This window comes from Fluviicola sp. (genome assembly GCF_039596395.1).
Classification (GTDB): Bacteria; Bacteroidota; Bacteroidia; order Flavobacteriales_D; family Crocinitomicaceae; genus Fluviicola.
This window is the reverse complement of record NZ_JBCNJT010000001.1, coordinates 1,679,845-1,694,700: the sequence shown is the minus strand read 5'-3', so window position 1 is coordinate 1,694,700 and position 14,856 is coordinate 1,679,845. Positions and strand designations below refer to the sequence as shown.

Sequence of the window (14,856 nt, the reverse complement as noted above, 5' to 3'; positions counted from 1 at the left end):
CAAAGTATATCAGGGTTTGAAGAGCAATTGGGCATTATTTTAACCGCAAAGAGAATAAGATAAGAAGAAAACTAAGTACTTAAACCTTTGCGTTCTTCTTCTCTTTGTAGTTCATTTTTCATTCTTTTTGGTAGAACGTTGAACGAAAATTTTTGTGGTTTGTAACACCAATCAAAATTTGATTCGTTATGAAAACAACCTTTATCCTATGCATGCTTGGATTCAGCTTATCCACACATGCAGGCACACTTTTCGATCAGTTGTGTGCCTTTAACCCGAACTGGAGCAACTACAGATCTGCTGTTCCGGCAGAAACCCAACGTGTATTCCTTTCGGATAAACAAATCATTCAAACGCATTTGGGATTCGTGCTTGAGCTATTGAAATCGGCGGATACCAGGCAATTGAACCAAAAACAAGTAGCAACAAGAACACATCTTCTTGCAGTTCTTTCCGATTATCGCCTGCAGGGGAATTTCCCGGTTAATTATTACCGTCCGGAACGCATTCCGGTATTTATTGACGAACACCAAACGCATTGTGCGGTCGGTTACCTGATGCAGCAAACCGGGTTTGAGAACCTGGCACAACAGATCTCCAAAGCGGATAATTACGTTTGGGTAAAAGATCTGAAAGGTGAGCAAGTATTGGAATGGCAGCAGTTATCCGGATTTTCACTGGAAGAATTGAAGTTGATCCAGGGTGCTTACGATTCATACATGCCCTTTGCCCTGGAAGCGCCGAATCGTATTGAAATTCCGCAAAAGCCCGAAGTAATTGCTTTGAATTTTAAACAAAAAGACCTGGACGAAAGTAGCATGGAAGCCGGTAAAACAAAAATCTGGATACGCGGAGAAGGGAAGGACGGCGTGCTTCACGGAAGATGGGAACAAAATTATTCGCCTGAATTACCCTGGATTGTAGGTTTTTACCAACATGGAAAGCGGGAAGGGAAATGGCTGGAATACTACCGCGGGACCAATCAATTGTGCAGAACAGAACATTGGAAGAACGATAAACTGAATGGGATTCGTACCCGTTTTGACCGCAATGGAAATGTGATCGAAGAGATCCTGTTCGAGAATGGGAATGCGGTATTGAAAACCAATTACGAGTTGTTGGAATCTTTGAAATATGTGAGAAAACCTGTGGGAGAAAATAAGGTTTGGACTGAAATTTATAACCCGGGAGGACGCCTGATTGCTTGCGGGCATGAAACAATCCATAATCCGGGAAATCTGCAGTGGTTCCAGAATATTGAATTGACAGCTTTGAATACGATGTCACTGGCATCACAAAGCTATACGCAAAGCCCGGTCATTATAAGCGTAACAAGACCCTATTTGAAAACCTCTTCACGTTCCCGCCCTCATTCTCATTCTCATTCTCATTCTGTTTCTCCCATAGATGCGCCGCGTTTATACGAAGAACCACCTTTGGTAGAATACATCAAAGAAGGAGATTGGGTATATCAATTGGATGTATCGAATGATTACCTGAATGCAAAAAGCAGAAATGAGGAACCCGTTTGGTTATTTATGAAGCGTTTTAACCGTTTTGGGAAAGATTTGTTTGATAAAACAATTGGTTTTGGAGGAGAAAGGGACTTGGCGGAATTCGATTCCCTGCATGTGAACTATAGCAATGGCGATATCAATGCATTCAATGGTTTTTACGGCAAACAGCGATTCCGAATGGAATTCGAACATTATTCCGCGCAGAATCTCCTGGAGCAGGGGAGTTATTATCCGATTCATTTCCGGTACGGTAGAGGCAGGGAAAGTTACTATTCGGGAGCACAACTGAAAAGCATTGGTTTTGTGAATGAAAACGATGAAAAAATCAGGAAATGGCAGCATTTTAATCCATACGGAGAGCTTGAAAGGGTGGAGGAGTTCATTCTGCCGCAAAAGAAAGAGGTAACGCTTCGTGACCGGAGTGAATAAATTCAATGGTTTAAATTGAAAATCGGTTAATTACCACAACTACCTCAAACAAAAAAGCGGTATTCAATCAGGCTGAATACCGCTTTTGCTTTGTCTTTACTTTACTTATGTTGGGTTGGTTTTGATTCGATGTTGGCACTTCGACTCGCTCAGCGCCCTTTGATTGTAGTTGTTATTTAAAAGTTGACTGAGCGGAGTGGAAGTCAATCCTCGTCTGCTTCAAACGGTTCGCCGGCATACATTACTCCGGAGTATTCTTTCCCGTTGATCAGTACTTCCTGGTCATTGATAAACAGTTTTTTCCCTCTTGGAACTTCAATGATTACCTCAATTTCCTGGTTTCTTAACCCGTCTTTCAGCGGGAAGGAATAATAAGGATCGACCAGCAACTTTTTCCCTTCAATTTTCAATTGATGTTTGATGTGGGAGCTTCTTTTGTCGGCAGCGATCATATCAATACCGTGAGCGCTGAATATCTGGGAAACATGGAACAAACTGTCCTTGGATTCTTTGTATTTGATGTAAATACCATGCTCCATAATTCTTCCGTTGTGCACGGAAATGAAATCAATTCCTGAAGTTCCGGTAATTTGCTTGTTGTTAATAATAAGCGGCAGTTCTTCCAATTGTAATTGATCGGTATTGATGGTTAATTCCTGGTTCTTCACTTCCCGCTGTATTTCGTAATCTCTTGCTGAATTAATAGCGCCCATAAATCCAAGGATTACCCCGATGCAGATAATGACTGGAAAAAAGATGAAATTCAGTTTGTAGTATTTATTGACTTTTCCGATCAGTAATCTTACGCCGAATGTAATGGACAGCAAAGGACTGGCGAATCCTACCAGCAGGATTCCTGCCCAGATCAGTGAAAATGATTTATTCACGGGAGAGACCAGTTTCAGGAATTCATAAAGGGAAGCGAAGTTCTGGTCGCCGGTCATTGGAACCACATCAATGAGTCCGCTAACGATCAGTGAAAAGAAGATCAACCAGATCAGAGCTCCCGCAATCAGGAATACACCGAAGATTTTACCGATAAAGCGCAGTACGTTGGCTGCCTGGTTTGTCAAATGCTGGTTATTGCTTTTGAATTTGTTTGCTGCGTTGATGGTATCGTCTTTCAAACGACCGGCAGTTTTTTCAAATTCTTCCTTCAGTGTATCGATATTCACCGGTTTTCCTCTCATTTGCAAGCGCTCGGAAGGAGTTTTTGCACTGGGAATGATGATCCATAAAATAATATAAAGCAAGAAACCGAATCCCATGAATAAGAAAATCACGAAGATAATCCGGATAATTACCGGGTCTATTCCGAGGTAAGCTGCAAATCCCGAACAAAGTCCTCCGAGCATGCCATTATCTACGTCGCGGTACATGCGTTTCTGACCGTTCGAATCAACATTTACCTGTGTTTGCTGTTTCGGCTGTTCGGTTTCTTCCGTGATTTCTTCCGGTTCTCCCAAAGAAGCAATTGCTTTCTCAACATCCCCGATGGTAACGACCTGGCGTGTTTCACCCAGGTATTGAGTCAATAACTCGGCAAAGCGCATTTCAATGTCTTCAACGATTTCTGTAATCCCGGATTCGTTTGCCAGGGAAGCTTCCAGTTTCTTCAGGTAAGCCTGTAAACGGTCGTAAGCATCTTCTTCGATGACAAATAATTGACGACCTAAATGTATTGAGAGTGTCTTTTTCATAATCAGTTCTTTTTAGCAGTTAATGTTTCTACAGCATGCTGAAGCTCGTTCCACGTTGTTTGAAGGGCTTCCAGCGTACTTTTCCCGGTTTCCGTTATCGAGTAATATTTTCTGGGCGGACCGGAAGTGGATTCTTCCCAGCGATAGGTAAGGAGTTCGATATTCTTCAGGCGGGTCAAAAGCGGGTAAAGTGTTCCTTCCACCACAATCAGCTTTGCCTGTTTCAGCTGGTCCAGAATTTCAGAAGGATAAGCTTCGTGATTATTCAGGATGCTGAGAATACAGAATTCCAGGATTCCTTTCCGCATTTGGGCCTGAGTGTTTTCTACATTCATAACAAGTACTATTTATGACACAAATATATGTATAATTTGGTACTATGCAATACAAAGTACTATAAAAATAAAAAAGGACTACGGTTAAATAGTCCTTTAAAATTGCTGAAAGCCTTGTTATTCCTTGGTAAATCGGATTGTTTTGCTCCCTGAATTATTTTCGGAAATAATAGTTAACAGGTAGATTCCTTTGGATAATTCGGACACATTTGTATCGATGATGGAAGTATCGTCCGGATCATTTTGAGCTTTTCCGCTGGAAATAAATTTCCCGTTCAGATCAAAAATGGTGTAATTCAAATCTCCTCCGGTAAAGTTTTTCACGCTTACATATAGTTTTTCCTGAACCGGGTTCTGGTATACGGCGCTCATGATGACATCGAATTCTTCTTCTCCTGCCGTTGACTGGATTAAGCTGGTTTGATAACTTCCCTGGTAGCTGGTGAAAATTCCCGGATTGATTACGAATGCAAGAATACTTCCGTTGCTTCCGTCGTACCAATAGTAAGCATCAAGCTCATTAAACCCTTCTTCCAGGTGAACACGTGTAAGAATGGCTTCGTGAGATCCGTTCGGCAAAATAAGCGTTCCGCTTCCGATAACTGTAAACGCATAAGTTCCCCCTGTGGAAGAGCTGGAGTTGTTCCAGGTATCCACATTGGTGGAGTTATACTGCATCGGGAATGTGTATTCAATTTGCGGATCCGAATAGGTTTTCAGCGTTGAACCGCTGTAAGAACCTACGCGTTCCATTTTGGCGGATGTTACGTTGAAATAACGGTAAGCCGTAGTGGGACTTTCCTTGAATGCGTAATTGGTATTGGATACAAAAGCACCGTAAGGCGTATCGTTGGGATCCATCACGGTTACGTTCAGGATGCTGGAACTTGGAGTAAGTGCAGCAAAATTCCAGGTAACGTTTTGTCCCTGGATAGTGGTGTCGATTACGGACAGGTTGGAAATTCCTTTCAACGTGTAAGTGCTCCCGAAAGGAAGGACTTCTGTTGAATTGATAACTTGTGAGAACGCGCTTACTGAAAGCAGGGTACAAGCGGTTAGTAATTTTGAGCGTAAATTTAATTTCATAGAATTTGATTTAAATGATTACTGAATAGCCTGAACGTGTGAATTATTGCGTCCAAACATTTCCGGCCAAAGATAAGAAAAAATACGAAGACGCTACAAACCTGTAATCGATGTGTCTTACTGTGACCTATGTGGGTTTATAATTGAACCACAATAGTGCACATAGAACACATAGTCAATACTGATACCATTAAATTTTTTGAAAATCACGGTAACAATATGCTCTCCAAAACCATCTATGTGTTCTATTGTGATCTATCCCGAAGTATCGAGACAAGTTGTGGTTAAAAGAAAATGAGAGTAGAGCGAAATCACCCATTAGTCTGACAAAACCGTGCAAACCTGTAATCGATGTGTCCTACAGTGATCCGTGTGGTTTAAAATAAAAAAATCCCGCTGATCAACTGACCAGCGGGATTCTATTCTCAGGAGGATTCCGATTACTCGTTTCCTTCCATTTTCTCTTTCAATGCAGCTAAAGCATCCAAATCACCCAAAGTTGATTTCTCATTGCTTTGGTTGTTTGCTTTAACAGCTTGTGATGTAGAAGAACCTGCTCCTGCTGATCCTTTTTTACCACCTGCTGCAGGCTTGGATACTTTCTCATCTGTTCCGTCCTCGAACGTACGTGTATGAGAAACTACGATTTTCTTAGATTCCTTGTTGAATTCAATTACTTTAAAGTCAAGAGTTTCTTCAACTTTTGCGTTGCTTCCGTCTTCTTTACGTAAATGCTTGGAAGGACAAATTCCTTCAACTCCATAAGGAAGTGCTACGATACCAGCTTTATCTTTTGTTTCGATAATAGTACCCTGGTGTACAGAACCTTCTCCGAAGATAGTTTCAAACACATCCCATGGATTTTCTTCCAATTGTTTGTGTCCTAAAGAAATACGACGGTTTTCACGATCGATTTCCAATACTACTACTTCCATCTCGTCACCTACCTTACAGAATTCAGATGGGTGCTTGATTTTCTTCTGCCATGAAAGGTCAGAGATGTGGATCAATCCGTCAACACCTTCTTCCAATTCAACGAATACACCGAAGTTAGTGAAGTTACGAACTTTAGCCTGGTGTTTCGTTCCAACTGCGTACTTCGCTTCGATTGCAGACCATGGATCCGGCATCAATTGCTTAATACCTAAAGACATTTTACGCTCTTCACGGTCCAAAGTAAGGATCACAGCCTCAACTGTATCACCAACTTGCATGAAGTCCTGAGCAGAACGCAAATGCTGAGACCAGCTCATTTCAGAAACGTGGATCAATCCTTCAACTCCAGGAGCGATTTCAACGAATGCACCGTAATCAGCCAAAACAACAACTTTACCTGAAACTTTATCACCAACAGCTAAGTTAGCATCTAAAGCATCCCATGGATGTGGTTGCAATTGTTTCAAACCTAAAGCGATACGTTTCTTGTCATCATCGAAGTCCAAGATTACAACGTTCAATTTCTGGTCTAATTCAACGATTTCCTCCGGGTGGTTAACACGCCCCCAGGACAAATCTGTAATGTGAATCAATCCGTCTACACCACCAAGATCAATGAACACACCGTAAGAAGTAATGTTTTTCACAGTTCCTTCCAATACTTGTCCTTTCTCTAGGCCGGAGATGATTTGTTTCTTTTGTTCTTCCAATTCTGCTTCGATCAACGCTTTGTGAGAAACAACTACGTTTCTGAACTCCTGGTTAATCTTAACAACTTTGAATTCCATGTTCTTACCAACATACACATCGTAGTCACGGATTGGCTTAACATCGATCTGAGAACCTGGCAAGAATGCTTCGATTCCGAATACGTCAACGATAAGACCTCCTTTAGTACGACATTTCACGTATCCTGTGATCACTTCACCTGAACGCAATACTTCGTTTACGCGGATCCATGCTTTGTGCATACGAGCTGTACGGTGAGAAATGATCAACTGACCACTTTTGTCTTCCTGACACTCAACGAATACATCTACTTTGTCACCAGCCTTTAAATCCGGGTTGTAACGAAATTCTGAAGCAGGAACAACCCCTTCAGATTTGTAACCAACATTGATGATTACTTCTTTTTTGGAAACTGCAATAACAGTACCTTCAATTACTTCTTTCTCGTTAATTGAAGTAAGGGTTTTTTCGTAAACGTCAGAAAGCTCTGAACGTTTTGCTAAAGTGTACCCGTCTAACGCTAATGCGTCCCAATCAAAATCCGCAGATCCCTGCGCGCTAATTTGTTTTGCCATTTGGCTTTTTTCTACTTGTATTCCAGGTTGTTTCGTAGTACCTGAAAGAAATTAATAATAAACCGCAAACGAAACTTACGGGTGTTTTCCATCGAAAACGGGTGCAAAGATACAACGAATACTTTTATTTACAAATAGTTGCGCCAAGTATTTCCGTAAATAATTAGCCAAATTTAACAGCAACCCATTTGCCTGATTGTCTGCATTTTAAATTATTGGAATCTCAGGATTAAATTTTCATTTATTTAATCGTTTTAGTAAATCCCAATGATGTGTTATGTGATTATCTGTTTTTTTCTGGGATTCATAGTACTTTTTGCCATTGAGATACTATTTATCAAACTAATTTACATGAAGTAATTGTAAAGAAGATGAGGGATTTAACCCGTGAGAATCCGGTTCGCTTAACATTGAAATCCTAATTGTTAAACAAATCCAGTTAAATGATTACTTTTGTGAAGAAAATTGTAAAATAAAATCTGGGAATGTTAAAATAACCATGCAGACATAACTTTTTTAATTGATATATCACATAAATTAAGTTAAGTAATTGAATTTCAATGGTTTAATCTAATGTTGATATTTGCAACTAGCTAATTAATTCAATTTAATTATCGAATTTTGCGCCAAAAAATTGAAATCTTAATTGTTAATGTTCGACTGTAGTAACAAATTGAAAGATCGAAGTCCACAAATATTCATGATGCCAGTTAAATTCAATCATAATAACGTCATTCAAATAACTAATACACTGCGATGAAAACGAAAAAATTACTATTCGGCCCGGACATGGGATATGTTCGCGTTGTTCTCTCTGTCGTTCTCTTATTTTCCGCATGTTTTGCATTCGGACAACCAGGAAAGAATGGAGCGGTTACCATTACTGCTCTCAATACTGTAGTGAATTGTTATAGTCCGGTTACCAATAACGTAGCAGCAGGAGCGACTTCCGTTACCGTGAACAACTCGGGGGGAAGTAACTGTAACTGGGAATGTGGTGACATGGTCATGATTTACCAGGCCCAGGGCGCATCCATTAGTACAGCAAACTCGGATGCTTACGGAACGATCACCGACTACGGCAACTCCGGTCTTTATGAATTTAATTACGTGACTTTTGCATCCGGTAACACGGTGAATCTTCAAAATCCTTTGGCAAATAGCTATACGGCCACCGGGCGTGTACAGCTGATCAAAGTTCCTTCGTATACTACATTAACGGTTAATGCCGGTGCTTCGATCGTTCCGCTTTTGTGGCAGGATGGCGGCGGATTCCGGAAAGGTGGTGTGGTGGCTATCCATTGTTTGGGAACGGTGACTGTAAACGGTACGATCCATGCTACCGGCTTTGGTTTCAGACCGGGTGCAACGGAGCAAAACACTACTTCAGCAGGAAGCGGTGTGATGGCCACTTATGTTTCCACCAGTTCCAATGACGGAGGTGAAAAAGGAGAAAGTATTGCCGGTTTTGGTGTAGAATATATCAATGGAGCATATAACCGCGGTGCGCCTGCTAACGGTGGTGGTGGCGGAAACGGTCACAACGCCGGTGGTGGCGGTGGATCCAATGCAAATAACGGCATGACCTGGAACGGCCAGGGGAATATGTGTACGGCTTGTCCGGGAGCAGCAGCCTGGATGCTTGATCCTTATGTGATTGCAAACGGAAACGTATTGACCACTTCATCCGGTGGTGGACGAGGCGGATATACCTATGCTTCGAGTAACCAGAATGCATTGACAATTGCGCCGGGTAACTCCGCCTGGGGAGGTGATCAGCGAGATCCTGTCGGTGGTTACGGTGGAAGACCTTTGACAATCAACCCGCAAACGCGCATTTTCTTCGGAGGAGGTGGTGGAGCCGGGGATTCCAATAACGGTTCGAACGCACCCGGAGGAAGCGGTGGAGGAATCGTTTATATTATTGCTCCGAACATTGCCGGTTCCGGAAGTATCCGTTCCGTGGGTGGAGCGGCAGTGAACCAGATCTCTACTTCCAATGGTGCATGGAATGATGCTCCTGCCGGTGGTGGTGGTGGTGGAACGATCATCATTAAAGGAACCGTTGCCGGTTCTCTTACACTGGATGTTACCGGTGGAAAAGGAGGTGACCAGGGAGCACTTGGTAGTGAGAGTGAAGGTCCGGGCGGCGGTGGCGGCGGCGGATATATTGCTATCTCAGCAGGGGCTCCGACTCAAATTATTACAGGCGGACAGAGCGGTATGACTTTATCCAGTTCATTGACTGAATTCGTGGAAAACGGTGCAACCAACGGAGGTTCCGGCCAAACGGGAACAGTACCGAATACATTTATCACTTATACCGTAACAGATATCACAGCAACTGTCAATACACCGATTTGTGTTGGCAATGCGATCAACTTTACTACTGTTGTTTCAACTCCGGGAGGAACTTTCGCGTGGACAGGGCCAAACGGGTACACATCTACCGCTGCGAATCCGACCATTGCGAGTGCAGCTTTGACACATTCCGGAAATTACCAGGTGATTTATACGACACCGGGAGGATGTAAGGATACGTTCTTACTGGCCGTTGTGGTGAATCCGAGACCGGTAATCGCTTTGACAGGTACGAATTTATCGTGTGCAACTCCCTGTAACGGAAGTGTGGCATTGAATGTTACCACTGCGACAGTGCCTTCTTATACCTTTTTATGGAGTAACGGAGCAACCACCCAGAACATTTCAGGATTGTGTGCGGGGAATTATTCGGTTACCATGACCGATGCAAACACTTGTACGGCAACAGCAAACGTTACTATTACAGCTCCGACACCACTTACAGCAACTTTAGCTGCGACAAATGCTACTTGTAACAATACCTGTAACGGAGGTATTACCGTAACGGCTTCAGGTGGAACTGCTGCTTATCAGTACAGTTTAAACGGTGCGTCGGCTCAGGCTTCCAACAGTTTTAATGCTTTGTGCGATGGTCCGTATACGGTTCTTGTAACGGATGCAAACGGTTGTTCGGTGAACCTGAATACAACTATTACCGAGCCTCCGGTACTGAATATCAGCTTGGTTTCAACAGTTCCTTCCTCTTGTGGGGTGGCTAATGGTTCATTAACCGTAAGTGCTTCGGGCGGAACTCCGGGGTATACGTTTACCGTAGGTGCTGTGACTCATGCATCCGGAACGTTTACAGCATTGGCTGCCGGAACTTACAACGTGATTGTAACAGATGCGAACGGGTGTACGAAAAACCTTTCGGTGACCGTTGCTTCCACAGTTTCTCCTACAGCTACTATTTTAAGCCAGCAGCCGGTAAGCTGTTTCGGCGGATTCAATGGTTCTGTGGTTATCGGTGTTAGCGGGGGAACTCCCGGTTATACTTTCTCATTGGCTCCTGGAGGTCCTACAAACCAGGCTTCAAATGTATTTAATAACCTGGCGGCAGGTTCGTACACCGTAACTGTTACCGATGCCAACAGTTGTATTGCAACCGTTCCGGTGACCATTGTTCAACCACCGTTACTGACTTATACAACAACGATCACCAATGCAACCTGTAACGGGCTTTGCAACGGTCAAATCCAGATTACAGCTTCAGGAGGTACTGCCCCTTACGATTATTCGCACGATAACGGACTGACATTTACACCTGCCAATCCGATCACCAACCTGTGTGCAGGATCTGTTGAGTTGGTAGTACGCGATTTCAAAGGATGTTTGATCAACTCCACCGTGACAATTACACAACCTGCTCCGCTTTCAGCTACATTTACTACCGTTGACCCGGTTTGTAACGGAAGTTGCGACGGTTCGATTACCGTAACTCCTGCTGGAGGTGTTCCCGCTTACAATTACAGCTTAAACGGTGGTGCAAGCCAGGTTTCGAATACGCTTTTGAATGTGTGCAGCGGTACACAAGATGTTGTTATCACCGATGCTAACGGATGTACACTGGAGGTGAACCCGGTATTGGTTGATCCGCCGGCAATTCAGATTGATTTGGTAGATATGATCGAATCCAATTGCGGGGCTAACAACGGTACTTTGATTGTTACTGCAAGTGGCCCGAACCCAGGGTTTGATTACTCTGCGAATGGCGGTCCGGTGCAATCGGACGGGAACTTCCCGAATATCGTTGCAGGAGCTTATGACATTCTTGTAACAGACGTATTGGGTTGTGAGGCTCATGAGTTCTTCGGGGTAAACGACGTGGAAATGGATGGTATCCTGATCACTCAGACCAATCCGTTGTGTTATGCTTCCTGTGACGGAACAGTGGAGGTAACCAATGTGAATGGGGCAGGGCCGATCAACTACGAATTGGATATGTCGGGGATTACGCAATCTTCCGGGTTTTTCCCTAGCTTGTGTGAAGGAACGCACATCGTAGTGATTACGGATGCAGGAAACTGTGTGTTCACGCTTCCTTTCAACCTGGACCAACCGGCTCCGCTTTCCTTCGATCCGGTGGTGACAGATGTTACCTGTAACGGTGATTCTACCGGAGTTATTGAATTTACAAATGCAGCCGGAGGAACCGTTCCGTATATGTTTAGTATCGACGGTGTAAATTTTGTTCCGGGAACAACCTTCAACGGCCTTCCTGTTGCAACTTATGATTTAGCGATAACAGATGTCAACGGATGTATGGAGTTCGGATCTGAAACGATTACGCAGCCACTTCCGATTGAGATTACGAATAATAAAGTCGACCTGACTTGTTTTGCCAATAACAGCGGATTCATTCAATTGGGTGCAACGGGTGGAAATTCCGGTTACCAGTTTTCGATTGATAGCGGAGGAACTTTTTTTGCCAGCAGTTCATTCCTGAATTTATCGGCACAGACTTATAACGTGGCTGTAATGGACCAGGAAGGTTGTTTACAGGATACCACGATCACTTTGACCCAACCGGCTTTGCTGGTAGCGGCAGCAACTCCAACAGACGTATTGTGTAACAACGCTTGTGACGGAATTATAACAGGATCCGGTACAGGAGGAACTGTGAATTACCTGTTCAGTGTTGACGGCGGGATTATTTTTAACGTAAACGGATTGTTCAACAACCTTTGTGCAGGCGGATATGATTTGATCGTTACTGATTTCAACAACTGTTCCGATACGGTGAATACCACTATCGGGTCACCGGCCGGAGTGAATTTAACTGTTACCCTGACACCTTCAACCTGTGGAGACTCAAACGGAGAAATCGATATGAGTTTAGCGGGTGGAACCATGCCATACAATTACAGTATTGACGGCGGAGGAACTTTCACTACCACAAACGTATTCAGCGGACTGGCTGCTACGGATTATCCGCTGGAAGCAGAAGACGCCAACGGATGCGGTGTCGATTCGATCGTAACCATTGTAAACATGGCTTCACCGGTTATTTCAGGAGTTTATGTAACTGAACCGTCTTGTTACAGCGTGTGTGATGGGGTTGCGAACGTAAGTGCACTTGGAGGAACAGGAGCTTTGACCTACGAGCTCAACGGTGTTTCCCAGGCAGCCAACACATTCAACGGTTTGTGTGCGGGAACTTATGATGTGATCATTACGGATGCCAATACTTGTAAGGATACTTTGAACATTGTTATCGACCAGCCGGATACTTTGGTGTTTACATCGGCTGCAACGAACCTGACTTGTTTCCAGAACCAATCGGGGCAAATCACGGTAACGGTTCAGGGAGGAACAGGTCCTTTTGAATATTCCTACGATGGTGGTTTGACTTTCGGTTTGGTGTCTACGGCACAATTGCTTGCTGCAGGAAACTACAACATCATAGTACGTGATGACCATAACTGTCAGGCTACAGGAGCTGAAGTATTGACACAGCCTGCTTTGCTGACAGCTACTTTGAACCTGACGGATCCGACTTGTTACAACTTCTGCAATGGTTCTGCAGTGGCAACCGCAACAGGTGGAACATTGAATTATACGTATCACTGGGACGGGGTAACGGGAGCTTCCAATACCAATCCGAATTTATGTGCCGGGAATTATACGCTGGAAGTTACGGATGCGAACAACTGTTCTTTCGATACAACCTATGTGATTGCTAATCCTGCTGAATTCGTGATTGATTCGATTACCCATACGGATGCAACCTGTAATACGTTTTGTGACGGTACTGCCACGATTCATGCCGCAGGAGCAGTTTCTTACAGCTTCAACAACGGAGCTACTTTCGGGCCTTCCAATACATTGGGTTCCTTGTGTGCACAAGCTTACCTGGTACAGGCAACGAATGCTGCCGGTTGTATTGCTACCGGTTCGGTGGCAGTTGCACAGCCGCTTCCTGTTCAGTTGTTCGCTTCAGCAGACAGTTTGATGTGTACAGCCGATACGATGCCGCTTTATGCAATTGCTTTCGGTGGAACAGCACCATATACGTATACCTGGAGCAACGGATTTGTGGGACAAACCCAGGATGTGATCCAAAGTACGCCGCAAACCTACACGGTTTCTGTGGTTGACCAAAACGGTTGTACGACAGCTGCACCTGATTCTGTGCATTTGACCATGCTTCCGGTACTTGCTTTCAGCATCACGGGTGATACATCGATTTGTGCAGGAAGCAGCCTGGTACTGAGCGTGAATGTAACAGATGGAGCTCCGGCCTATTCTTATCAGTGGAGTACTTCTCCAACCGATACCCTGAACCAGGTTACAGTAACGCCGACTGCTGCAACGCTTTACAATGTGAGTGTTTCGGATGTATGTGTGACCGTGGATACGAATGTACAGGTGAATTTCTACGCAGTTCCGGTGGCTCAGTTCGTAACGAACTCACAGCAGGGATGTACTCCGCTGAATGTTACTTTCTCGAATGATCCGTCCATTACGAATCTTCAGAATTGTACCTGGACTTTCTCCGACGGACAAACATTCAATGGCTGCGGAAGCTTAAATGCGACCTTTACAAATCCGGGATGTTACGATGTGGTTTTCACAGGATCGACAACTGACGGTTGCCCGGTTACGGGAACGTTCCCTTCTGCGGTTTGTGTTTACGACAACCCGGTTGCGAACTTTACCTACAATCCTCAATTACCGACAGAATTGGACAACACCGTTCATTTCACGAATACTTCTTACGGGGCAACAACTTACGACTGGACTTTCGGAACTTCTTTCGGAACATCGACAGCGGAGAACCCGTCACATACATTCTATGGGGTAGATCCGGACCAAACGATCAATGTTTGTTTGCTGGTGATTTCGGAATATGGCTGTGCGGATTCTATCTGCAAACCGATCAAGTTCTATGGCGACTTCCTGGTTTGGGTGCCGAATACCTTTACCCCGGACGGTGACGAGTTTAATAACCAATTCAAACCGGTTTTCTCCAAAGACCGCCAGATCGATGATTACAACCTGATGATCTTTAACCGCTGGGGTGAGTTGATCTTCGAATCCCACGACCCGGACTTCGGATGGGACGGAACTTATCATGGTGAATTCGTGAAAGACGGAACTTACACCTGGAAGATCGATGTGAAAGACGGATTGAAGAATAAGAGCGAGCAGTTCTTAGGGCACGTGAATAAGCTGCAATAAATTAGAA

General features: G+C 44.0%; 6 protein-coding genes. 2 read left to right on the top strand and 4 right to left on the bottom strand.

Going from position 1 to position 14,856, the window contains the following annotated elements; all coding sequences use genetic code 11:
* The first annotated feature begins 188 nt into the window (after positions 1–188).
* Positions 189–1,946: a hypothetical protein gene (locus ABDW02_RS07470; protein WP_343633686.1), complete on the top strand. Its 1,758-nt coding sequence runs from the start codon at positions 189–191 to the stop codon at positions 1,944–1,946.
* Positions 1,947–2,149: 203 nt separating this feature from the next.
* On the opposite strand, the gene ABDW02_RS07465 is transcribed toward ABDW02_RS07470, so the two are convergent.
* The 4 genes from ABDW02_RS07465 to rpsA all read right to left on the bottom strand — a co-directional run bounded on the left by ABDW02_RS07465 (position 2,150) and on the right by rpsA (position 7,307).
* Entirely contained in the window at positions 2,150–3,646 is a 1,497-nt protein-coding gene (locus tag ABDW02_RS07465) for a PspC domain-containing protein (protein ID WP_343633684.1), read from the bottom strand.
* Positions 3,647–3,648: 2 nt separating this feature from the next.
* Positions 3,649–3,981, bottom strand: coding sequence for a PadR family transcriptional regulator (locus tag ABDW02_RS07460; RefSeq protein ID WP_343633682.1), 333 nt, complete (start codon positions 3,979–3,981; stop codon positions 3,649–3,651).
* Positions 3,982–4,098: 117 nt separating this feature from the next.
* The gene (locus ABDW02_RS07455) at positions 4,099–5,067 is read right to left on the bottom strand and encodes a T9SS type A sorting domain-containing protein (protein ID WP_343633680.1); all 969 of its coding nucleotides are present in this window, start codon (positions 5,065–5,067) and stop codon (positions 4,099–4,101) included.
* Positions 5,068–5,507: 440 nt separating this feature from the next.
* Entirely contained in the window at positions 5,508–7,307 is a 1,800-nt protein-coding gene (gene rpsA, locus ABDW02_RS07450) for a 30S ribosomal protein S1 (RefSeq protein ID WP_343633678.1), read from the bottom strand.
* A 756-nt stretch (positions 7,308–8,063) separates the two neighbouring features.
* Between rpsA and ABDW02_RS07445 the strand changes: the two genes are divergently transcribed.
* Complete coding sequence (locus tag ABDW02_RS07445) at positions 8,064–14,849, top strand: gliding motility-associated C-terminal domain-containing protein (protein ID WP_343633676.1); 6,786 nt, start codon at positions 8,064–8,066, stop codon at positions 14,847–14,849.
* Positions 14,850–14,856 lie beyond the last annotated feature (7 nt).